Source organism: Nonomuraea sp. NPDC003709, assembly GCF_040610775.1.
Lineage (GTDB): Bacteria > Actinomycetota > Actinomycetes > Streptosporangiales > Streptosporangiaceae > Nonomuraea > Nonomuraea angiospora_A.
In genome coordinates, this window is record NZ_JBEXMW010000038.1 from 37770 (window position 1) to 58594 (window position 20825).

General features: G+C 72.4%; 16 protein-coding genes. 8 read left to right on the top strand and 8 right to left on the bottom strand.

Translation table 11 applies throughout. The annotated features are described in order from the left end of the window. The first annotated feature begins 97 nt into the window (after nt 1-97). Nucleotides 98-1576, top strand: coding sequence for a PucR family transcriptional regulator (locus ABZX61_RS59275; protein ID WP_355210360.1), 1479 nt, complete (start codon nt 98-100; stop codon nt 1574-1576). A 38-nt stretch (nt 1577-1614) separates the two neighbouring features. Here the strand turns inward: ABZX61_RS59275 and ABZX61_RS59280 are convergent, their stop codons facing one another. The 3 genes from ABZX61_RS59280 to ABZX61_RS59290 all read right to left on the bottom strand — a co-directional run bounded on the left by ABZX61_RS59280 (nt 1615) and on the right by ABZX61_RS59290 (nt 4221). Then, on the bottom strand, nt 1615-2943 hold the full coding sequence (locus ABZX61_RS59280) for a HAMP domain-containing sensor histidine kinase (protein WP_355210363.1): 1329 nt from the start codon (nt 2941-2943) through the stop codon (nt 1615-1617). After that, nucleotides 2940-3611 (bottom strand): response regulator transcription factor, encoded by a 672-nt coding sequence (locus tag ABZX61_RS59285; protein WP_350741705.1) that lies wholly within the window; start codon nt 3609-3611, stop codon nt 2940-2942. The genes ABZX61_RS59280 and ABZX61_RS59285 overlap by 4 nt, the downstream gene beginning before the upstream one ends. Nucleotides 3612-3675: 64 nt before the next feature. After that, entirely contained in the window at nt 3676-4221 is a 546-nt protein-coding gene (locus ABZX61_RS59290; protein ID WP_355210366.1) for a hypothetical protein, read from the bottom strand. 310 nt (nt 4222-4531) lie between these two features. Here ABZX61_RS59290 and ABZX61_RS59295 point away from each other — a divergent pair, with 310 nt between their 5' ends. Further along, the gene (locus ABZX61_RS59295) at nt 4532-7762 is read left to right on the top strand and encodes a BTAD domain-containing putative transcriptional regulator (RefSeq protein WP_355210369.1); all 3231 of its coding nucleotides are present in this window, start codon (nt 4532-4534) and stop codon (nt 7760-7762) included. Here the strand turns inward: ABZX61_RS59295 and ABZX61_RS59300 are convergent. Together ABZX61_RS59300 and ABZX61_RS59305 are read right to left on the bottom strand one after the other, a co-directional pair. After that, complete coding sequence (locus ABZX61_RS59300; protein ID WP_355210372.1) at nt 7750-8388, bottom strand: hemerythrin domain-containing protein; 639 nt, start codon at nt 8386-8388, stop codon at nt 7750-7752. The genes ABZX61_RS59295 and ABZX61_RS59300 overlap by 13 nt on opposite strands. A gap of 143 nt (nt 8389-8531) precedes the next feature. Next, a complete protein-coding gene (locus ABZX61_RS59305; protein WP_355210375.1) occupies nt 8532-8858 on the bottom strand; it encodes a DUF5713 family protein in 327 nt (108 codons plus the stop codon). A 74-nt stretch (nt 8859-8932) separates the two neighbouring features. On the opposite strand from ABZX61_RS59305, the gene ABZX61_RS59310 reads away from it, so the two are divergent. The 3 genes from ABZX61_RS59310 (at nt 8933) to ABZX61_RS59320 (ending at nt 12294) form a co-directional block, all read left to right on the top strand. Further along, on the top strand, nt 8933-10108 hold the full coding sequence (locus ABZX61_RS59310; protein ID WP_355210378.1) for an ROK family transcriptional regulator: 1176 nt from the start codon (nt 8933-8935) through the stop codon (nt 10106-10108). A 63-nt stretch (nt 10109-10171) separates the two neighbouring features. Then, entirely contained in the window at nt 10172-11188 is a 1017-nt protein-coding gene (locus ABZX61_RS59315) for a hypothetical protein (protein ID WP_355210380.1), read from the top strand. Between the two features lie 170 nt (nt 11189-11358). After that, nucleotides 11359-12294: a DUF5829 family protein gene (locus ABZX61_RS59320; RefSeq protein WP_355210383.1), complete on the top strand. Its 936-nt coding sequence runs from the start codon at nt 11359-11361 to the stop codon at nt 12292-12294. Nucleotides 12295-12363: 69 nt separating this feature from the next. On the opposite strand, the gene ABZX61_RS59325 is transcribed toward ABZX61_RS59320, so the two are convergent. Then, nucleotides 12364-13494 carry an MFS transporter gene (locus ABZX61_RS59325; protein WP_355210385.1) on the bottom strand — a complete coding sequence of 377 codons (1131 nt, stop codon included), beginning with the start codon at nt 13492-13494 and terminating at the stop codon, nt 12364-12366. 162 nt (nt 13495-13656) lie between these two features. Between ABZX61_RS59325 and ABZX61_RS59330 the strand changes: the two genes are divergently transcribed. Both ABZX61_RS59330 and ABZX61_RS59335 read left to right on the top strand, forming a co-directional pair. Continuing rightward, nucleotides 13657-14238, top strand: a complete 582-nt coding sequence (locus tag ABZX61_RS59330; protein ID WP_355210388.1) for a TetR/AcrR family transcriptional regulator — start codon at nt 13657-13659, stop codon at nt 14236-14238. Between the two features lie 452 nt (nt 14239-14690). Beyond that, nucleotides 14691-17423, top strand: a complete 2733-nt coding sequence (locus tag ABZX61_RS59335) for a LuxR C-terminal-related transcriptional regulator (protein WP_355210391.1) — start codon at nt 14691-14693, stop codon at nt 17421-17423. Nucleotides 17424-17526: 103 nt separating this feature from the next. On the opposite strand, the gene ABZX61_RS59340 is transcribed toward ABZX61_RS59335, so the two are convergent. Continuing rightward, nucleotides 17527-19068, bottom strand: a complete 1542-nt coding sequence (locus ABZX61_RS59340; protein WP_355210394.1) for an alpha/beta fold hydrolase — start codon at nt 19066-19068, stop codon at nt 17527-17529. Nucleotides 19069-19159: 91 nt separating this feature from the next. Further along, nucleotides 19160-19642 carry an Lrp/AsnC family transcriptional regulator gene (locus tag ABZX61_RS59345; RefSeq protein WP_350741683.1) on the bottom strand — a complete coding sequence of 161 codons (483 nt, stop codon included), beginning with the start codon at nt 19640-19642 and terminating at the stop codon, nt 19160-19162. Nucleotides 19643-19797: 155 nt separating this feature from the next. Here ABZX61_RS59345 and ABZX61_RS59350 point away from each other — a divergent pair, with 155 nt between their 5' ends. Next, nucleotides 19798-20778 (top strand): aldo/keto reductase, encoded by a 981-nt coding sequence (locus ABZX61_RS59350; RefSeq protein WP_355210397.1) that lies wholly within the window; start codon nt 19798-19800, stop codon nt 20776-20778. Nucleotides 20779-20825 lie beyond the last annotated feature (47 nt).

The following is a 20825-nucleotide window of genomic DNA, read 5'->3' on the forward strand; positions in this document are numbered from 1 at the left end:
GACGACGATAAGCGCAGGTCAGCCGGAGGGGGGCCGGGACGAAACGCACCACCGGCGGTGAATTAGAGTGCGGTATGCACAGCCCTGAGGAACACCCATGGCGTTGACCGTCGCCCAGGCCATGACCCTGCCCGGCATGCGCATGCGGCTGCTGGCCGGGCGCGCCGGCCTGTCGCGCGTGGTCCGCTGGGCGCACGTGTCCGAGCTGGCCGACCCCGTGCCGTGGCTGCGCGGGGGCGAGCTGGTGATGACCATCGGGCTCGGCCTGCCGGGCGACTCCGCCGGGCGGCAGGCGTACGTCGAGCGGCTGTCGGGGGCGGGCTGCGCCGGGCTCGCCTTCGCGCTCGGCGAGGCCGTGACGGCCGTGCCGGAGGAGGTGCTGGCCGCCGCCGACCTCCAGGGGCTGCCGGTGCTGGAGATCCTGACCCCGTTCATCGCGGTGACCGAGGCCGTCGCCCGGTGGCACGCCGACGAGCGCGTACGCGGAGAGCGGCGGGTCGTCGCCGCCCAGGAGGCCATGGCGCGGGCCGCGCTGCTGTCGGGCACCTCGGGCATCCTGCGTGCCCTGGCCGAGCACACCGGCGGCGAGTCCCTGCTGCTGGACCCGCAGGGCAAGCCCAGGGCGGCCACGCCGGTGGGGGAGCGGCCCTGGCACGCCCGGGCCCTGGAGATGGCGCGGGGCGCGGCCCGGCTGAGCGCGGGCGTGCTGGACGACGGCATCCAGGCCGTCCAGCTGCAGAGCCTCGGCTTCTCCGGGCCGCCGACCGGCTGGCTGGCGGTGTGCACGGGCTCGCCGCTGGAGTGGCACGCCAGGATGCTGGCCAACCAGGCCGCCTGCCTGCTCGCCATGGAGCTGCTCGGCGTGCGGGCCGGCCGGGTCAAGGCGCAGGCCCAGCGGGGCGCGCTGCTGGCCGCCGTGCTCGACGGCGGGCTGTCGCCGCGCCAGCTCGGCGAGCTGTGCCCGGTCGCGGCGCCGCCGTACGAGGTGGTCGTGACGGCGGCGCCGGTCCCGCCGGAGGCGGCGATCGAGGCGCTGGAGGAGGTGGCGGCGGACGCCGAGGAGCTGGCCCTCGTGTGCGCCCGGCCGGAGGGCACGGTGTTCGTGCTGCCGGAACGAACGGCCCGGTGGGGTACGGAGCTGTGCGCGCGGCTGGGCGTGCCGGGCGGCGGCTGCCGGGCGCTCGGCCTGGAGGAGCTCCCCTCGGCGGTCCGGCACGCCGCCACCCTGGCCGCCCGGGGCGACGCCTACCTCCATGTCGATGACCTTGAGGCGTCCGCGCTGCTCAGGGACGCCTTCGTGCCCGACGCCGCGCACCGCTTCGCCGCCGCCGCGCTCCGCCCGCTGCGCGAGTACGAGGCGCGGCACGGCGGCGACCTGGTCGGCTCGCTCCGCGCGTATCTGGAGGCGGGGTCGAACCTGGAGACGGCCGCGCGGCGGCTGGGTGTGCACCGCAACACCCTGCGCCGCCGCCTGGCCGTCGCCGAACGCGTCTCGGGCCGCCCCCTCACCGACCCCGGGCACCGGCTCCAGCTCTGGCTGGCCCTCTCTCTCGGTGACCTCGTGCCTCCCGGCTAGAGCCCATGGCCGGGCGTTCCTTCAGGGCGGGCGGGTGGTCAGGTGGCGAGGGGGAGGGACAGGACGAGGCGGACGCCCCGGGTGAGGGGCTCGGCGCGGACCGCGCCGCCGTGTGCCTCGGCGATCTGGCGCACGATGGCCAGCCCCAGCCCCGAGCCGGGCAGGGAGCGGGCCGCCTTGGCGCGGTAGAAGCGGTCGAAGACGAACGGCAGGTCCTCGGCGGCGATGCCGGGCCCCTGGTCGGCGACCGACAGCGCGCCGGTCGCGGTCACCTCGACCAGCACCTCCCCGCCCGGCGGGCTCCACTTGATCGCGTTGTCGACCAGGTTGGCGGCGGCGCGTTCGACGGCGTCGGGGTCGGCGTGGATCAGGCACTCGGCCAGCTCGCCCCGCAGCCGGACGTGCGGCGCCCGGCCCCGCGCCCTGGCGATCACGCGCTCCGCGACCAGGTCGAGGCGGACGTCCTCGGTGTGGATCTGGACGTCGCCGTACCTGGCCAGCTCCACCAGGTCGTTGACCAGCACCCGCAGCTCGCCGGCCTGCGCGCGGGCCTCGTGGACCAGGGCCGGGGCCTGCGGGTCGGCGGTGCCGCGCCCCTCGCCCAGCAGTTCGAGGTTGGTGATGAGGCTGGTCAGCGGGGTACGCAGCTCGTGCGAGGCGTCGGCGACCAGGCGCCGCTGGGCCAGCAGGGACTCGTTCAGCGCGCCGGTCATCGTGGTGAACGAGCGGGCCAGCCGGGCGACCTCGTCGCGCCCGCTGCCGTCGAGCCCGCCCGCGGTGAGCGTACGGGTGGCGGTGACGTGCTCGACCACCTCGGTCAGGCGGCCGATGGGGCGCAGCACGCGCCCGGCGAGCAGCCGCGCCCCCATCCCGGCGATCAGCGCGCCGCCCAGGATCAGCGCCCCCAACAGGAGCTTGAGGCTGTTCAAGGTGTCGTCGTCCCGGTCGAGCGGGAACGCGGTGCGTACCAGCGCCTGATCGACCTGGCCCAGCGGAGCCGTGTAGACGCGGTAGCGCGCCCCGCCGTAGCTCACCTCCTGGAAGTACGGCGGGAACTTGCCCCACGCGACCCCGGCGTCCCTGTCGGAGAGCGGGACGAAACCGGTGGTCGGCCCCGGATTCACGGGAGGCGGGAAGAACTGCAGCAGCGTGTTGCCCACGGAGACCGGATAATCCGGCAGAGGCGCGCGGGTGGCCTTGAACGAGGCCAGCAGCTGGGGCGCCTGCCCGGCGGCCAGCACCAGCTCGCCGTCGTGCTGGCCGCCCAGCCCGCTCGCCATCGCCGGATAGACCACCAGCGAGGCGATCAGCAGGGCCGCCGCCACCACGGCCGCCCCGGCCAGGGCGACCCTGGTCCGCAGCGTCACGGCTCCTCCCGCAGCACGTACCCCAGCCCGCGCACCGTCTGGATCAGCCGCGGCTCGCCCCCGGCCTCCAGCTTGGCCCGCAGGTAGCTGATGTAGACCCACAGCGCGTTGGACGACGGGCCGAAGTCGTACCCCCAGACCGCGTCGAAGATTACGCCGCGGCTCAGCACCCGGTTCGGGTTGCGCAGGAACACCTTCAGCAGCGTGTACTCGGTCCTGGTCAGGTCGAGCACCCGCGCCCCGCGGGCGGCCCGGCAGGCGGCGGTGTCCAGCTCCAGGTCGGCGAAGCGCAGCATCTCCTCGGCCGCGCCGCTGCGCCGCAGCAGCGCGCGCAGGCGGGCCCGCAGCTCCTCCAGCGCGAACGGCTTGACCAGGTAGTCGTCGGCCCCGGCGTCCAGCCCCGCGACCCGGTCGGCGACCAGGTCGCGGGCGGTGAGCATCAGGATCGGCGTGCGGTCGCCGCCGGCGCGCAGGCGGCGGCACACCTCCAGCCCGTCCAGGCCGGGCATCATGATGTCCAGCACCACCGCGTCCTGCCGCCCGCCACCGGCCGCCTCCAGGGCGCGCAGGCCGTCGGCGGCGGTGCTCACGTGATAGCCCTCACGGGCGAGCGCGCGCGTCAGCGAACGGCGCACCGCCTCGTCGTCGTCGGCCACAAGGACGTGCATGATCCCACTCTCCTCGCCGTGCCCGCCGCCGCCCACCCCTGAGCGCCCGCTGACGGCCGGGCGGTCAGGATCCCGGGGTCTTGACGGCGTCCGGCCTGCTGTCCTCTCCCCGTACGAAGGACCGCTTGAAGTCGGCCAGCGCCTGGTTCAGCCGCTCCGCCGACACTCCCAGGCGCTCGGCTATCGCGGCGAACTCCGGTGATTTCGGATTTATCCCGCCTTTCTGGCTGAGGAGGTTCAGCTCCTCCTCGGCGGCGGTCGCCCGGTCGAGCCCGACGCCCAGCGAGTCCGCCAGCGCCTTGGCCAGCATCCCGTTCTCGACGGGATGCTCCTGCTTCTCCACGTCCTGCTTCTTCACATCGGGCTTCAACATGTCAGGCGAGCACTTGCCGTCGAGTTCCGCGGCCTTGGCCGCCTTGGCCTTGGCGATGTCGGCAGGCGTGCACGCCGCCGCCTTGGCGCACGGGTCGCCGGCGGGTGTGCACGTTGCGATCTTGGCGCACGGGTCGTCGGCGGGGTCCCGCTGGGACGAGGCCGCCAGCGCCCCCGACCCGCCCAGCGTCAGCACCAGCACCATGCCGGCGGCCAGGCCTGCCTTGCGTCGGTCCATGTCGCGTCTCCTTCTCCCGACCGGCCGGCCCCTCCGGCCCGGTGGCTGCCGCCAGCCAACCCGGCCCACCTTCACCCAGCCGTCGGCGAACCTTAGAAACGCCCTAGAGCAGGCGGGGCAGCACATGGGCGTGAGCGCGGCCGGGCGGGCGGCGTCGGTGGTGGTGATGGCCGGGCGGACGTCATGACGGAGTGTTGGTGATTGCCCAAATATGTGTGGATAGCTCATGATTGGCGGCTGTGGACCGTTCCCGCACTGTCGTGCGCGAGCGCGCCGGGTCGGGTGGGGGACTCGTAGATCAGGGGGTGCCATGCTCGACATCCAGGTCCTCGGACCGCTCCAGGCCAGTCTGCACGGTCGTCACGTGGACCTCGGCCCGGCCAGGCAGCGGGCCGTGCTCGCGCGCCTGGTGGCGGCGGGCGGCCAGGTCGTGTCGGCCGACCGGTTCATCGACGACCTCTGGCAGGGCCAGCCGCCGCCCAAGGCGCTGGCCGCCCTCCAGGTCTACGTCTCGAACCTGCGCCGGGCGCTGGAGCCCGACCGCCCGCCGCGCGCTCCGGCCACGGTGATCGTGAGCGCCCCGCCCGGGTACCGGCTCCGCCTGGCCGAGGAGAACGTGGACGCGTGGCGGCTGCCCGGGCTGATCGACGCCGCCGGGAAGGCGCTGCAGCAGGACGCGGCGGCGGCCGCGTGCGACCTGCTCGACGAGGCGCTGGGGCTCTGGACGGGCTCCGCGTACGGGGAGTTCGCCGAGGAATGGGCGGTGCCGGAGGCGACCAGGCTGGCCGAGCTGCGGCTGATCGCCGTCGAGTACCGGGCCGAGGCCGCGCTCATGCTGGGATGCCACGCCGAGGCGGCCCCGGAGCTGCGCCGGCACGTCGACCGGCATCCGCTGCGCGAGAACGCCGTGCGCCTGCTGGCCCTGGCCCATTACCGGTCCGGCGGCCAGGCGGAGGCGCTCTCGGTGCTGCGCCGGGCCAGGGAACAGCTGGCCGACGAGTTGGGGGTCGATCCCGGCCCGGTGTTACGCGCCCTCGAACAGGACATCCTGCGCCAGTCGGACTCCCTGAACGCGCACCCCGTACCCAGCCCGGAGCCCGCACCCGCGCAGGATCCGGTGCCCGCGCCCGGGCCCGCGCTCGTCGGCAGGGAGCGCGAGCTGGCCGTCCTCCGGGAGGAGGCCGCGCACGCCGCCCAGCGCACGGTCTGGCTCGGGGGCGAGCCGGGCGCGGGGAAGAGCGCGCTGGCCGAGGCGTTCGCGGCGGAGTTGGGGGAGCGCGGATGGCGGGTGGCCATCGGCCGCTGCCCGGAGATCGACGGTGACGCGCCGCCCGCGTGGGCGTGGAGCGAGGTCGTCCGCCGGCTCGCCGCCGCCCGCCCGCCGGACGACCCGGCCGGGCTGGCGCCCCTGCTGCACGACGGCGTGGCGATCCAGAACCAGTTCCGGCTGGCCCGGTCGGTGGCCGACTACCTGGCGGCCAACGCGCCGCTGGTCGTCGTGCTGGAGGACGTGCACCGCGCCGACGGCGAGACCCTGCACCTCCTGCGCCACCTCAAGCCCACGGCCAAGCTGCTGGTCCTGGCCACCCACCGGCCCGCCGAGGCGACCGACGACCTGGCCGCCACGCTGGCCGCCCTCGCCGCCGGGAGCAGGCACCTGGAGCTGCCCGGACTCGGCGAGTCCGACGTCGCCGCGCTGCTCGCCCGCCACTGCGAGCGCGAGCTGGGGCCGGCGACCGTGCGCACGATCGCCGAACGCACGCTCGGCAACCCCCTGTTCGTCTGCGAGATCGCCCGGCTGCTCGCCTCCGAGGGGCCCGCCGCCGCCGAGGCGCTGCCGCCCGGCGTGCGCGACCTCATCCGGCGCAGGATCAGCCGCCTGCCCGCCAGCGCCCAGACCGTGCTGCGCAACGCCGCCGTCATCGGCAGGGACGCGGACGTGGATGTCCTGATCGCGCTGCACGACGGGGACGAGGACACGGTCTTCGACGGGGTGGAGGCCGGGGTCCTGACGGGGCTGCTGGCCGAGCCCGGCCCCGGCCGGCTGCGGTTCACGCACGTCCTGGTCAGGCAGGTGCTGTACGAGGACACCGCCAGGATCCGCCGTACCCGGCTGCACGGGCGGGTGGTGACCGCGCTGGAGCGGATCCGCCCCGGAGACGTGGCGGCGCTGGCCCATCACGCGCTGGAGGCGGCGGCGCCGAGCGCGGTGCGGTACGCGCGGGCGGCGGCCGTACAGGCGTCCGGCCTGCACGCGCACCGGGAGGCGGCGGCGCTGTGGCGGGCGGCGCTGGAGTTCGCCGAGGACGACGGGACCAGGCTGGAGCTGCTGTGCGGGCTGGTGTCGGCGCTCGGGCACGCGGGCGACGTCATCGGCGCCGTGGCCGCCCGCACCACCGCCGTCGAGACGGCCCGCCCGCTCGCGGGGCGCGTCGCCGGCAGACCTTTCGCCAGGGCCCTGACCTCGTACGACGCGCCCGTGATCTGGACGATCCAGCAGGACTCCCGCTACGACGAGGACTTCGTCGCGGCGCTGCGGTCGGAGCTGGCCGCGGGACCCGACGACGAGACGCGCTGCCGGCTGCTGGCGGCGCTCGTCTTCGCGCTGGAGGGCCACGACGACGTCCGGGTGGACGGCGCCGGAGCCGAGGCGGTGGCGCTCGCGCGCCGGCTCGGCCGCCCCGAGCTGCTCTGCCTGGCACTCAACGCGCGCTACTTCGCCGTGCTCTCCCCGGACCGGCGCGACGAGCTGGAGGCCATCGGCCGCGAGCTGCTGGAGCTGGGGAGCACTCACCGGCTGGTCGCCTACCTCACGCTGGGCCACAGCGCGCTGCTCATGGCCGCGTTGGGCCGCAACGACGTGGCGGCCGCGGCACGCCACGCCGACCGCGGCGTGGCGGTCTCCACCAGCGGCCAGCTCGGCCTGTCGCTGGTGATCCTGACGCTCTTCGGCGCGCAGCGGAAGCTGGTCGAGGGCGACTTCGACGCCGCGGAGGCCATCTACACCGGGGTCTCCCGGCAGATGGCCGAGCGCGGCGGCGCGAACGCCGAGGCGCTGGGGATACTGGGCAGGTTCGTGGTGCGGCTGGCCCGCGGCAACGTGCGCGACTCGCTGGACGAGCTCGCCTTCCTGTGGGAGCACGTGCCCAACGACGGCACGGCCGAGCTGTACGCGGCGGCGCTGGCGGCGGCGGGCGAGCCGGAGGCCGCCAGGCGGGTCTGGCAGCCCGGGTCGTCCCAGTCGCTCGACTACTACTGGCTGCTGTGGGAGGGGTTGCGCGCGCAGACCGCCGTCGCGCTGGGGGACGTCGAGGTGGCCGTCCGCTGCTACCACAACCTACGGCGGTGGGAGGGGGAGCTGGCCGGGATGCACAGCGGGTCCGTCACTCTGGGCCCCGTCGCGCTGCTGCTCGGAGACCTGGCGCGCCTGATGGGCCAGGATCCGGACGCGCACTACGCGCGGGCGGAGGAGGTCGCGGAACTGGTCGGCTCGCCCCACTGGGCCCGGGCGGCCCGTGGGAGGCGGGGTCACCTGCCGTAGCCGAAGATCAGCGCCTGGCGGCGCCGGTGACCGCGGTCGAGCACCCTGAGCAGGAGCGCGAGCACCGGCCCCGCCAGTCTGCGCAGCTCGGCCAGCTCCTCCGGCCGCGCGTACTGGCCGATCCGCGGCAGGTCGAAGCCGATGTCCCCGCCCTTGCGCACCTCGTCCTCGACCGACTTCCAGTCCGCCTCCGACACGTATTTCGCGATGACGGGGAAGAGCAGCCGCTCCTCCTCCTCGATGTGCTCGTCGAGGAGGTCGGCGAGCGTCGTCAGGGCCTTGGCCATCCGTCCCGCCGCCGCCCGGTCCGTGCCGAGCCGCCCAGCGGCGGCGGTGATCTCCTCCAGCAGCGGGTCGAGCTCGGCGTGGTCGTCGCTGAGGTCGCTCAGGTCCACCTCGGCGCCGGCCGAGCGCACGATGACGGGCCAGAGCACGTTGTCCTCGGCCTGGTGGTGATGGTGGATGCCGGCGCAGAGCTTGGTGGCGAACGTGGCGATGGCGTCGAGCCGGGCCGGATCCGCCCGCTCCTCACCGGCGGCGAGCCCGCTCATCAACGTGGCCAGGCGGCGCGCGTCGCCGCGCATGGCGCGGTGCGTGATGCGGAATCCGAGCATGTTGGGGGCCATGGGGCGCTCCTTCGATCGGGGGATGCCACCAGGGTGCGCCCCCGGACTTAGACCTCCCTTGGCGACGACTTGGCGCGGACTCATCGTCTCCATACGGCGCCAATGTGGACAGCCCCTGAACCCCCTCCGCCGCGTCCGTCACGTCACCAGTCGCGGGTCGCGATCAGCTCCTCCATGTCCGCGTCCGCGAACCCGTAGGCCGTCGCCACGAACCAGAAGTCCTCGGCGATCACCTCGCGCGCCACCGTCTCCATCTGGCTGCCGGCCTCCAGGAACTCGACCGCCAGCTCGTTGAACTCGTCCGTCGCCGCCTGCGTGAGGACGTACAGTGCCGCGAGGTCCGACGGCCGCTCGGCCTCGATCCGCTCGCACAGGCGCAGCAAGATGTCCCTGCCCTTGTCGACGAGCCGGCGAGGGTAGTAGGCGTCGTCGTACATGCCCTTGAGGAAAGGGTGGCCGGTGGGGGGCACCTTGATCTCCTTCGCGCCGTGATCCGGTGTGCCGATCCTCCCCGACGCCACCGACAACGGCCAGTATGGAGCGCATGAACGCAAAGCCCGGGCGTCCGCGTCTGTTACGTGAGCTGAATGATCGAGCCGCGCTGGAGCTGCTCGGCTCGTCGGGAGCGCTGACCCGGGCGCAGGTGAGCGAGAGGACCGGGCTGTCGAAGGTGACGGCCAACCATGTCCTGTCCCGTCTGGAGGAGCGCGGCGTGGTCGTCAGGGCCGGTGTTCAGGAGGGTGGACGCGGGCCCAACGCGGTCCTCTACGGGCTCAACCCCTCGTGCGGCCATGTGATCGGGGTCGAGGTCTACCTGGACACGACGACCGCCGTGCTCGCCGACATCACGGGGCGGGTGCTGGCGGAGACGACGGTCCCGACCGAGGCCGCCGCGGATCCGGCCGAGGCGATGCACGCGATCGTGGAACGCCTCACTCGGACCGCGCGGATCGACCCGGCGCAGGTGCGGGCGTGCGTGATCGGCCTGCCCGCTGTTATCGATCCTGGTACGAGCCTTGTCCACTTCTGCTATGACATGCCCGCGTGGTGCGGGGACGTGCGCGAAGCCCTCCACCGGAGGCTGCGGCTGCCCGTCACGATCGACAACGACGTCAACCTCGCCGCGATGGCGGAGCGGGCGCTGGGGGCCGCGAGTGACGTACGCAACTTCGTCCTGGTGTGGATCGGACGTGGGCCCGGATCGGCCGTCATGGTGGGCGATCAGCTCTTCCGGGGGACCGTGGGCGCGGCCGGTGAGCTCGGCTGGATGCCCGTCCCCGGCGCGGCCGTGAGCGACGGCGGCTTCGACCGCAGCCGCCATGAGGTGGGGGCCGCGTTCCAGTCCCTGGTGGGCTGGCGGGCGGTACAGGAACTCGCCGAGAGGCACGGGATCGCGGCCGAGGACGCCGAGCGCAGCGTGGCGGGGGCGGTGGGGAGTGCGGCGGGGGCGGTTTTCCTCGATGAGCTGGCCCGGCGGATCGCGTTGGGGGTCGCGTCCATCTGTGCCGTTCTCGATCCCGAACTCGTCGTGCTGGGCAGCCACGTCGGTTCCGCCGGAGGCGACGAACTCGCCGGCCGCGTCCAGCAGGCGGTGGCGCGCATGTGCCTGGCCAGGCCGCGGGTGGAGGCGAGCGCGATCCTGGACAGGCCCGTGGTGCGCGGCGCGCTGCTGGTCGCGGTGGAGCAGGCACGTGAGCGGGTGTTCTTCGCCGACCTGTGAACGGCGTCGGCCTGAGGGCTCGCCGACCTGGGCAGCGCCCGGAATGATCGCTAATCTGCCACAATGTCATCCCATTATCGAGCGCCTGGCGCGTTAGCACTCGCGGCGGCCGTCGCACTCACCACGACGTCGATCGCACCGGCGCACGCGGCGCCCACCGCCGCCGAGGGTCGGGTCTTACGGGTCTACAACAACAACATCGAGAACCTGGTGAGGAACAACGCCGACGGCACGTGCACCCGGGTCTCGGGCCCCGACCACCTCGCCTCGATGCTGGTCGACGACGACGGCAAGACGGGCACCTCCGGCGTGCAGGCACCCGATCTCCTGATCGTGCAGCAGGTGCGCGGCACCGGGCAGGCCACGGCCTACGCCGACCAGCTCGGGGGCATGTTCGGATATCCGGCGGGCACGTACAAGGCGATCGTGGCCTGGGACAACCCCGAGGAGTGGGGCAGCACGCACAAGTGCAGCCAGCAGTCGCTCGGCGACCTGAAGAAGCGGCAGACCAACGCGATCATCTACAACACCCGAACGCTGGGCCTCGCGGCGGGCGACATCTCGAAGTACTGGAGCGCGGGCTGGCTGAAGCCCGGGACCTCGTACGCCGGCGGGGCCGGTTGCACGCTGTACAAGCCGCCGGACATCGACGACGGCACCACCAACCAGTACAAATGGAAGCGCACGAGCGCCATCGCGGCGAAGTTCACGATCAAGGAAACCGGGACGACGGTCTTCGCCGCGACCATGCACCTCCCGGAGCAGAACGGCGCGAACGCCTGCGCGGGCGCGGGCGACACGGGCATCGCGAACTCCGGCATCCACGTCGGTACGGACGCCACGAGCCTCATGAACGCGTCGACGATCCGCGTGATCGGGATCGACGCGAATCGTACGAACATCGCCGCCACGACCCTCGGCGGCTTCGGCATGACCGGCTACGGAGCGAAGACGACCTCCGGTTCCAGGAAGATCGACTACCTCTTCGTCAAGGGCACCGTGCGGTCGTCGGCCGTCGACCACACGGTGAGCAGCACGAAGTCGAACCATCTCGCGCTGTACGGCTTCATCGAGTTCTGACAGCGCTGGGGGCAAATCGGCGGCGCGCACCTGCGCGGGCGGCCCGCGCGCGCAGGTGCGCGGACGACGGGACGGCTCACTACACAGCCACTATAAGATCGCCACAAATCCGGTTCGGGTCCTGTCAAAACGATAGTGAAGGTGATCATCTCCGCCTTAAGATCACTTCCATGCTGATTCGCCGGACATTACGGATGATCACTGCTCTGGCCGCGACCTGCACCGTCGCGATCGCCGGGGGCGTGGGGACGGCCCAGGCCGAAGAGTCCCACGTGTCATCCCAGGGGCAGTTGCTGTTCTACAACCACGCCTACAGCGTGGTGGACCGCGAGACGGCGGACGCCGTCGAGAACTCGGCCTACCTGCGCGAGTTCGCCAACTTCGAGGTCCGGACCACGACCGGTGGCGGCCTGACCTGGAAGGGCCGCTACCTCAAGGGCCGCGAGACCTACATGGAGCTGTTCGGCGAGGGCGACCTGCCCGGCCAGGACGCTCTCTTCGGCTCCGCCGGGCTGGCCGTCTCGACCGAGCGCGCCGGTGACCTGGCCAAGGTGACCGCGCAGCTGAAGGCCCAGGGCGTCTCCGACCCGGCCGAATACCGCCAGACGCGTGACTTCGGCGATGGCGTCCCGATCCCGTGGTTCGACACCATCCGCACCACCTCCGCCCAGTACGAGGCCTTCGACCCGTGGGCGATGGAGTACTTCCCCGAGTACTTCGCCGACCCGCGCAGCCAGACCGAGCCGGAGAGCTACCCCGGTGACGTCAGCCGGGAGCGCTACCTGCCCGACACGTACCAGGACCGCCTGATGCGGGACATTACCTACATCCGCATCGGTGTCACCGCGCGGGACCTGGCCATCACGCTGCCGGTGCTGCGAGCCGGCGGGTTCGACGTCGCGACCGTTGGGGGCGGCGCCATCGCGACCGGCGGTGGCACCACCATCCAGCTCGACTCCGTCGCGCGTGAGCAGGCGGGCCTGAAGCGGGTCTCCATGTCGCTCAACCGCGCCGTGGAGACCCGGCACGAGGAGCGGATCGGACGTTCGACCCTCGCCGTGGGCCCGGGTGCCCGCGCCGAGTGGACCTTCGACGCCCCGCAGTAACACTTCCGCCAGGCGCCCGGCCGGCTGACGACGCAGATCGTCGCCGACCGGGCGTCGTCGTTCCGGGGGTCACCCAAGGCTCGCGTTCCGGCGTGCGCTCCACACCGCCAGCCCGGCCACCAGGACGAGAACGCCGGCCAGCCACAGGATGCCCTGGAGCGGCAGGGCGTCGACGATCGCGCCGCCGGCCAGCGCGCCGAGACCGATCGAGAGGTTGAACACCGCCACCCACAGCGCGGAGGCCTCCTCGACCGCCTGCGGCGCGACCTTGATCATCCACGTCTGAAGGCTCGTGGAGACCCCGCCGTACACCAGGCCCCAGACGACGAGCAGCGTCACCCCGCCCGCACCGGTGAGCCCTGCCACGGGGAAGAGCAGCACGGTCACCCCCAGGGTGACGGCGATGACGAGGACCGTGCGATGGAGCCGTTTCGCCACGACGGCGCCCGCGACGAAGTTCCCCGCGATGCCCGCCACGCCGAATCCGAACAGCAGTGGCCCGACGAACTGCTCGTCGATGCCGGACAGGTCCCGCAGCACGGGACCGATGAACGTGTAGGCCGAAAAATGGCCGGTCACGATCAGGAACGTCGCCAGGATGCCGACCCGGACGCCCTGGTTGCGGAACTGACCGGCCAGCCGCCGCAGGCCGACGGGCTGAGCGGCGGTCAACGGTGGCAGCACGGCCAGCAACGCGACCAGCACGGCGAGCGCGAGGGCGCTCAGCGCGCCGAACGCGATCCGCCAGCTCGCCAGCCCGCCGATCATCGTGCCGATGGGGACACCGAACACGTTCGCGGCCCCGACGCCACCGAAGATGATCGCAGTGGCCCGCGGTACGTGCGAGGCCGCGACGAGCCGTACGGCCAGACCGCCGGCGATGGCCCAGAACCCGCCGATCGCCACCCCGACCAGCACGCGGGCGGCGATCAGGAGCGGATAGTCCGGCGCCAGGGCGGAGGCCAGGTTGGCGAGCGTCATGAGTCCCATCAAGGCGACGAGCAGGATCCTGCGATCCAGCCTGCCGACGAGCACCGGCACGACCGGCGCCGCGACGGCGGCGACGATGCTGGGGACGGTGACCATCAACCCTGCCGCGCCCTCGGACACCGACAGCGCCGATCCGACGGGGGTGAGCAGCCCGATGGGCAGCTGCTCGGCCGTCACCAGGAGAAATGTGCCGAAGGCCACGGCGGACACCGCGATCCAATGATTCCTCGCCGACGGGTCTCGCCCGGTCGTCGTGGGGTGCGTTGCCGTCACGTCGTATCTTTCCTCTCTCATTTGGGAGCGATCGCTCCCATACGATGGCACACCCTAATACGGGAGCGATCGCTCCACAACGTTGGTAGAGTGGCGGCCATGGCACGGCCGAGGGAGTTCGACGAGCAGGACGTGGTCGCCAAGGCGACCCGCCTGTTCTGGCGTCGTGGCTACCATGCCACGTCGGTCCGCGACCTGGGCTCCGAGCTCGGGCTCAAGCAGAGCAGCCTGTACCGGACCTTCGACGACAAGCACACGCTGTTCTTGCGGACGCTGGACCACTATCGGGCGACCGAGTCCACTCAAGCCGAAGAGCAGCTCACCGCTCCCGGTCCCAGCCTCGAGATCCTGCGGGAGTGGCTGATCTGGATGATCAGCCACGAGGCCGGACTCGGTTGCTTCGTGGTCAACACGGCCGCCGAACTCGGCACCACCGACGCCGAGGTCCGGCAAAGGACCGAGGCCGCGTTCGACGTCACCCGGAAAACCCTGGCGTCACTGCTACGCCGCGGCATCCGCGACGGCGACCTGCCCGCCGCATTGGACGTCGACGCCGCGGTGGAGGTGCTGTTCACGACGGTGCTCGGCCTGCGAGTACGCGAACGCGCCGGACATGACCCCCAGCGGCTCGCCACGGCCATCGACTTCACGATCAAGACGCTCGCGACATCCGCGATCTGACTCGCATACAGCCCACCTGGCAGCGGTACGGCCGCCCTGGGATTCCCGGGCGCCGCGCGGTCGTGCTGGTGCTGCTGCTCACGCGCCCATGCCGTCCAGGATCGCGCCCGACCGCCTGCTCGGCGGCCGGAATGTGGGCCGGCGGGTCATCCGGCCACCGCGTACGTGGCCGAGACGGTGCCGGTCCGGTAGCTGTGCGAGGCCAGGAGCGTGCAGGTCAGCCGGTCGCCGTCGTCCTCGAACAACTTCCTGCCCGCACGGACGACGACCGGGTCGATCAGCAGCCGTAGCTCGTCGAGCAGGCGTCGCCGCGGGCCAGTAGCCGACGTGTTCCTCGTAGGTGCGCCGCCCGAGCAGCATGGTGTCCGCGGCGGCCAGGTGCGCCTCGACCCGACTACCGCGGAGTCGGCACTGATTCGCCGCTGAGAAGCACGTACGCCACAATGGGCCGTATGGTCCCTGGCGAGCCGCGGGAGGTCTCGCCCCGCGAGGCCGAGGTGCTGGCGGGCTTGGCCGAGCACCTGACGAACGCGCGGATCGCCCACCGGCTGCAGATCTCGGTCCGTACCGTGGAAAGTCACGTCTCCTCGCTGCTGCGCAAGTACGGCGTGGCCAACAGGGCGGCCCTGGTCGCCCTGAGCGGGCATCAGCCGTCCCCTTCGGCCAGGCCGGGGCACGTTGAGGGGATCCCGGTCAGCCACACGTCCTTCATCGGACGCCGGCAGGAGCGGCAGGAGGCGCTGGCGGCGCTGACAGACGCCGCGCCGGTCTGCCTGGTGGGGCCCGGCGGCGTCGGCAAGACCCGGCTGGCCGCCGTGCTGGCGCAGGCGGCCTCGGCATCGTTCCCCGCCGGCGGGGCGTTCATCGATCTGACCCCGGTCGGCGAGGGGTTCGTCCTGCGGACCGTGGCTGACGCGCTGGGCCTGGCCGAGCGCCCTCCCCAGCCGCTGGAAAGCGTGGTCGCCGAACGGCTCGCGCTGGGACGGTCGCTGCTGGTCCTCGACAACTGCGAGCACCTGCTGGACGAGGTCGGCGACCTGGTGGAGAGACTGCGCTCGGACTGCCCCCAGGCGGGGATACTGATCGCGAGCAGGGAGCGGCCGGGCCTGCCCGGCGAGCGGGTCATCACGGTGCCGCCGCTGGCGGGGGAGGCCGAGACGCTGTTCCTGGACCGGGCACGCGCGATCGATCCGGGGTTCGCCGCGGAGCCCGCGGTCATCGCCGAGGTGTGCGCCCGGCTCGACGGGCTGCCGCTGGCGATCGAGCTGGCCGCCTCGCGGGTCGCCGTACTGGGCATCGACGCTCTGCGGGTGGGGCTGCAGGACCGGCTTCGGCTGCTGTCGGGCGCGCGCGGCAGGCCGCCCCGGCACCGCTCGTTGCGCGCGGTCATCGGCTGGAGCTACGACCTGCTGGAAGAGGAGGAACGCGCGCTGCTGCGCCGCCTGGCGGTGTTCGCGGGCGGGTTCGACCTGGCGGCGGCCACGGCGCTCATGCCGGACACGCCGCCCAGCGCGACGGCCGACGTCATCGGCCGGCTGGCCGACAAGAGCCTGCTCGGGGTGGTGGGCGGTGGCCGGTGGCGGCTGCTGGAGACCATCAGAGCCTTCGCCGCCGACCGGCTCGCGGACAGTGGCGAGACCGAGAAGACGCTCCAGCTCCGTCTGCGCTGGGCCGCGGGCACGGCCGCGACGCTGGAATCACGGCTCGACGGAAACTGGGCGCCGCAGTTCGACCTGGTGGCCGACGATCTGCGGGCCACGCTCGCCGACACGCCCGCCGTACCGGACCGGCAGGCTCATCGCCTGGCCAGGTCGCTGGCGCATCTGACGTTCGCCCGGCGCTTCCATCGGGAGGCGATCGGCCACTACCTGGCCGCCGCCGACCGGGCCCGCGACGCCGCGGACGGCCACCAGGACCTCCTGAGCGCGGCCGCCACGGCCGTCTCGATCGCCGACGGCCCACTGGCCTTCCGCCTGCTGATGCGTGCCGCCGACCAGGTTGAACCCGCCGACCAGACCGAAGAGGCCGACCAGACCGAAGAGGCCGACCAGGCTGAAGAGGCCGACCAGGCTGAAGCCGCCGGCCTGCGCGCCGCCACGCTCGCCTCCGCCCTGGTGGTCACCCACCGCTACCGAGGCGCGCACGACCGCGACCCGATGTCCGAACACCTGCCGGCGCTGATCGACAAGGCGACCGTCGGCGTCACCCCTGCCGATTCACGCACCGCGGCGCTGGTGGCGACCGCGCGGGCCTGGGACCAGGACGGCCTCGAACTCGCCCGTTCCGCCGTCGAGGCCGCCCGTGAGTGCGGCGACGTCATCGTCCTCCTGGGCGCGCTGGACGTGCTCACGCGCGCGTACGCGCGGGCCGGCCGGATGCGCGCCGTCCAGCGGATCTGCCGGGAGCGGCTCACGCTCATCGAGCACCTGCCGGCACACGAGCCGTCCGCCGCGGCCGAGATCGTCGACACCTTCCACTCCGCCGCGCGGGCGGAGCTGTGCGTCGGCGACCTGCCGGCCGCGCTCGCCGTCGCCGGCCGCGCGCAGCGCGAGGACCCCATCGGCGAACACCCCTACCTGTCCATCCCCAAGACCATCCGACCGCTCGCCCTGAGCGGTCGTTTCCCGGAGGTCTTCCAGCAGGCGCCCGCCATGTGGGAGGCCTGGCATCAGGCAGGCAGCCCGCGCAGCGCCTGGATGTCGACCGCGATCTCCGCCGCGGCGCTCGCTCACGGGCTGGCAGGCACCGGCGAGTTCGACCTCTGGCGCTCGCGCGCGCTGGAGATGGCCAGGATGGAGGACGCGGCCTCCTCGCCGGTCCTGGCCCCCTTCGCCGCCTTCGTCGACGCCAGGGTCGCCGTCCACACCCGCGCCTACCATCAGGCCGCCGCACTGGTCGAGCGCGCTTTCGCCCCCTTCGCCGTGCGCTGGTACGAGGCCTACGCGCGCGCCGCCGGAGCAGAGCTGGCGGTCGTCGCCGGCTTGCCGGAGGCGGCCGAGCGGCTCGCCGCCGCCATGCCGTACGCCGAGCAGAACGACTGGGCGGCCGCCTGCCTGGCCCGTACCCGTGGGATCCTGCACGGCGACCGCGACGCGCTGGCAGAGGCCGTCGAACGATGGACGTCGATCGACGCCCGATTCGAGCGCGCCTGCACGCTGCGTTTGCTCCCCGGCCGCAAACCGTAGGCTCGGGTCAGCACCAGCGCTGCGAGGCCCCCTGAGCAGGGCGGCAGGCGCAGCGGCCCGATCACCCCGCAAACCGGCTGCGGCCGGGCCGGGGGAGCGGTGGTCAGCTCGGGATCGGGCTGCCCTCGCAACCTCTGCCGATCCGGCCCGTCTCGAAGTACCGCACCACGTCGGCGGCGCACTTGGGCACCCGGGTGGTTGACACGTGCACGTCGTCGGCGACCGTGTAGACGGTGCCGCCGATGGCGCGCTGCGTCTGCAGCGTCCAGTCGTAGGCGGACATGAACTCGTGCAGGTGTCCCGCCAGCACCAGCGACCCGCTGCCCCGCTTCAACGTGGCCTGCTGCACCGGCAGCGGCCAGCCAGGACACATGGCAGGCACTCCCCAGGCCCGGCCGGTCGCCGGATGGCGCTTCACGAGCTGCTGGTACTGACGCCAGGCGGTGTCGAAACCGGCCCGGCTGCTGTCCTCGTTGCACGCGACGGCCAGGTTCATGGTCATGTTCAGCGTTTCGGGCGCGCCGGGAACGGACGGCCCCATCATCGGCGCGCCGAGCAGCTCCTTGACGGTGGCCGGGGCGGTGGCGCCCGTCGCCGTCCGCAGCTCGGCCAGCGCCTTGCCCGCGCGTACCCACTCGGTCGAGTTGCGCCTGGCCAGGTCGGCGACGGCCGAACCGTCGACGGGCCGCTGCAGGTCGGTGTAGGTCTTGGGGCTCTTGTCGTACGCGCGGACCAGCTTCGCCACCTCCTCGCGCACCTGCCGAGCGGTGGCACCGAGACCGTAGGTCCCGTCGCGGCGGGCCAGCCAGGCGGCCATGCGCCCGAAGTTACGCTCGGCCGCCTCCGCGGCGCCCTTGGCGTGCTCGTCGATACGAGTCCACGGCGGCGCCACGCTGTCCAGGAAGGCCCGTCCGGTGTGCCCGGGATACAGGCTGCGGTACACCATGCCCAGGTAGGTGCCCCAGGAGAAGCCGAGCAGGTTGAGGCTGCGCTCGCCCAGCGCGGTCCGTACCAGATCCAGGTCCTTGGCCACGTTCTCGGTGGTGAGCTGTCCGAGGAAGGCGGGGTCGGAGCGTCCGCACTTCTCGTTGGAGGCGACCTGGGCGTCGTAGATCTTCCTGGCCGTCTCCTTGGTCAGCGCGCCGGGCTCCTGCGGGCCCTGCGGGGAGAGGGGGCAGGCGACCTTGGTGCTGTACCCGACGCCGCGCGGGTCGAAGCCGATGATGTCGTACCGCTCGTTGAGCCCGGCCATCTCCTCGTTCCTGAGCGCGGCCCGCAGGACCGGGTCCAGGTATCCGCTGTTGCCCGGCCCACCCGGCAGGACGGCGACGGCGCCGAGCCGGTGGGCCTTGTCCGTGGCGGCCAGCCGGGTCACCGCGATGTCGATCTTCCGCCCGTCGGGGTCACGGTGGTTCAGCGGGACGCTGACCGTCCCGCACTCCAGGCGCTTCATCAAGGAGCGGAAGGCCGCGACCTTGTCCTCCGCCACGCCCAGGCCGCGGATCACCTCATCGGAGTAGGCCGGGCAGGATTTCCACTGCACGGAAGACACGTCGGGATTCGAGGTGGCGCTCGCCGCAGGAGGATGCGCCACCAACCCAGCCAGCGCCAGGGCCAGCGCCGCCAGTGAAGTTCGGTACGTCATGGGGGCCAGTAATAGAGCAGGAGTTGTTTCCTCACCGTTTCCGTGAGGACGCTCGCCGATCAACGCTCCACTGGAATTGGGAGCCCGAGCATCACTCCAGGGGCAGGGGGCGGCGTGGTACGGGCGCGGTGTGGATGAGAGACGTGGTCGTGTGACCGTACGGGGTGAACAGGTCGAGGATCGGTTCGAGCTCGTCGACCGCCCGCAGGTGCATCGTGAAGTAGAAGCAGTCGTCGCCCGTCATCCGGTAGCACTCGACGATCTGGGGGACTTCCTGGGCGATCTTGGAGATGCGGTGCACTTCCCGGAGCGCGGGGCGGATGCGAACCATCACGGTGACCGGAAAGCCCAGGGCCCGCGGGTCGACCTCGGCGTGATAGCCGGTGATCACTCCGGTCTCCTCCAGCCGCTGCACCCTGTCGGCCACCGCGGGGGCCGACAGGGCGACCCGGCGGCCCAGTTCGGCGAAGCTCACTCTGGCGTCGACCTGCAGCTCGGCGAGGATACGAAGGTCGAGGGCGTCGATCCCCTTGGATTCGTATGCCCGCTCGGGTCTGATCTTTCGATTCGCCATTCTCCTAAATTACGGGCTGGCCGACGATAGGGGTCATGCCGCCCGGCATCGACGGGCTGGCCGCCGCCATGCTGGTCGCCTGCGTGTTCGCCGCTCCGTCGGGAACTTTCGGCCTCCGCGGTGAAGACCGCGCTCTCACAGGAAGGTAAGACGCCATGCAATACGTGAAGCTGGGCTCGTCAGGACTGCAGGTCTCGCGGATCTGCCTGGGCATGATGACGTACGGCGATCCGGGTTCTCGGGAGTGGATGCTGCGCGAGGACGCGGCCGAGCCGATCGTGCGGCGCGCGGTCGAGGCCGGTGTGACGTTCTTCGACACCGCCGACATGTACTCCGACGGCGTGAGCGAGGAGATCACCGGGCGGCTGCTCGGCAAGCTCTTCGCCCGCCGCGACGACTACGTTCTCGCCACGAAGGTCTACTTCCCGACGGGGCCGGGCCCGAACGACCGAGGGCTGTCCCGCAAGCACGTGCTGTCCGCCATCGACGCCTCGCTGACCAGGCTCGGAACCGACTATGTCGATCTGTACCAGATCCACCGCTGGGACGACGAGACGCCGATCGAGGAGACCATGGAGGCCCTGCACGACGTGGTGCGGGCCGGCAAGGCGCGTTACATCGGCGCCTCCAGCATGTACGCCTGGCAGTTCGCCAAGGCACAACACACCGCTCAGGCGGCCGGCTGGACCAAATTCGCGTCGATGCAGAACCACTACAACCTCGTGTACCGGGAGGAGGAGCGAGAGATGCTCCCGCTCTGCCTGGACCAGGGAGTGGGCGCCATCCCGTGGAGCCCGCTGGCACGCGGACTGCTCACCGGCAGCCGCCACCGCGACGGCCGGCGGCGCACGGTCCGATCCGGCAGCGACCCGCTGGCCGACAGCATGTACGAGGACGCGGACTTCGACGTCGTCGACGTGTTGCGCGCGGTCGCTGACGAACGAGGACTGCCTCCGGCGCAGCTTGCGCTCGCATGGCTGCTCGGGAGACCTGGTGTGAGCGCGCCGATCGTCGGGGCGAGCAAGGTGGGCCATCTGGACGACGCGATCGCGGCGGTGGAGGTGTCCCTGAGCGAAGAGGAGGCGGCCCGCCTGGAGGCCCCGTACCGGCCACATCGAATCATCGGGCACTCCTGAAAGCCGGTCGCCGCCACTCCGCCTGCCTCGAGGGATCTGCGGCACTC

What these genes read in the sequence shown, in the direction of transcription:
- ABZX61_RS59350 (WP_355210397.1), top strand. Translation starts at nt 19,798, where the DNA reads ATGCAATACGTGAAGCTGGGCTCGTCAGGACTGCAGGTCTCGCGGATC.
- ABZX61_RS59285 (WP_350741705.1), bottom strand. Translation starts at nt 3,611, where the DNA reads ATGCACGTCCTTGTGGCCGACGACGACGAGGCGGTGCGCCGTTCGCTG.
- ABZX61_RS59345 (WP_350741683.1), bottom strand. Translation starts at nt 19,642, where the DNA reads ATGGCGAATCGAAAGATCAGACCCGAGCGGGCATACGAATCCAAGGGG.
- ABZX61_RS59275 (WP_355210360.1), top strand. Translation starts at nt 98, where the DNA reads ATGGCGTTGACCGTCGCCCAGGCCATGACCCTGCCCGGCATGCGCATG.
- ABZX61_RS59330 (WP_355210388.1), top strand. Translation starts at nt 13,657, where the DNA reads ATGGCACGGCCGAGGGAGTTCGACGAGCAGGACGTGGTCGCCAAGGCG.
- ABZX61_RS59340 (WP_355210394.1), bottom strand. Translation starts at nt 19,068, where the DNA reads ATGACGTACCGAACTTCACTGGCGGCGCTGGCCCTGGCGCTGGCTGGG.
- ABZX61_RS59315 (WP_355210380.1), top strand. Translation starts at nt 10,172, where the DNA reads ATGTCATCCCATTATCGAGCGCCTGGCGCGTTAGCACTCGCGGCGGCC.
- ABZX61_RS59300 (WP_355210372.1), bottom strand. Translation starts at nt 8,388, where the DNA reads ATGGCCCCCAACATGCTCGGATTCCGCATCACGCACCGCGCCATGCGC.
- ABZX61_RS59320 (WP_355210383.1), top strand. Translation starts at nt 11,359, where the DNA reads ATGCTGATTCGCCGGACATTACGGATGATCACTGCTCTGGCCGCGACC.
- ABZX61_RS59335 (WP_355210391.1), top strand. Translation starts at nt 14,691, where the DNA reads ATGGTCCCTGGCGAGCCGCGGGAGGTCTCGCCCCGCGAGGCCGAGGTG.
- ABZX61_RS59310 (WP_355210378.1), top strand. Translation starts at nt 8,933, where the DNA reads ATGAACGCAAAGCCCGGGCGTCCGCGTCTGTTACGTGAGCTGAATGAT.
- ABZX61_RS59290 (WP_355210366.1), bottom strand. Translation starts at nt 4,221, where the DNA reads ATGGACCGACGCAAGGCAGGCCTGGCCGCCGGCATGGTGCTGGTGCTG.
- ABZX61_RS59295 (WP_355210369.1), top strand. Translation starts at nt 4,532, where the DNA reads ATGCTCGACATCCAGGTCCTCGGACCGCTCCAGGCCAGTCTGCACGGT.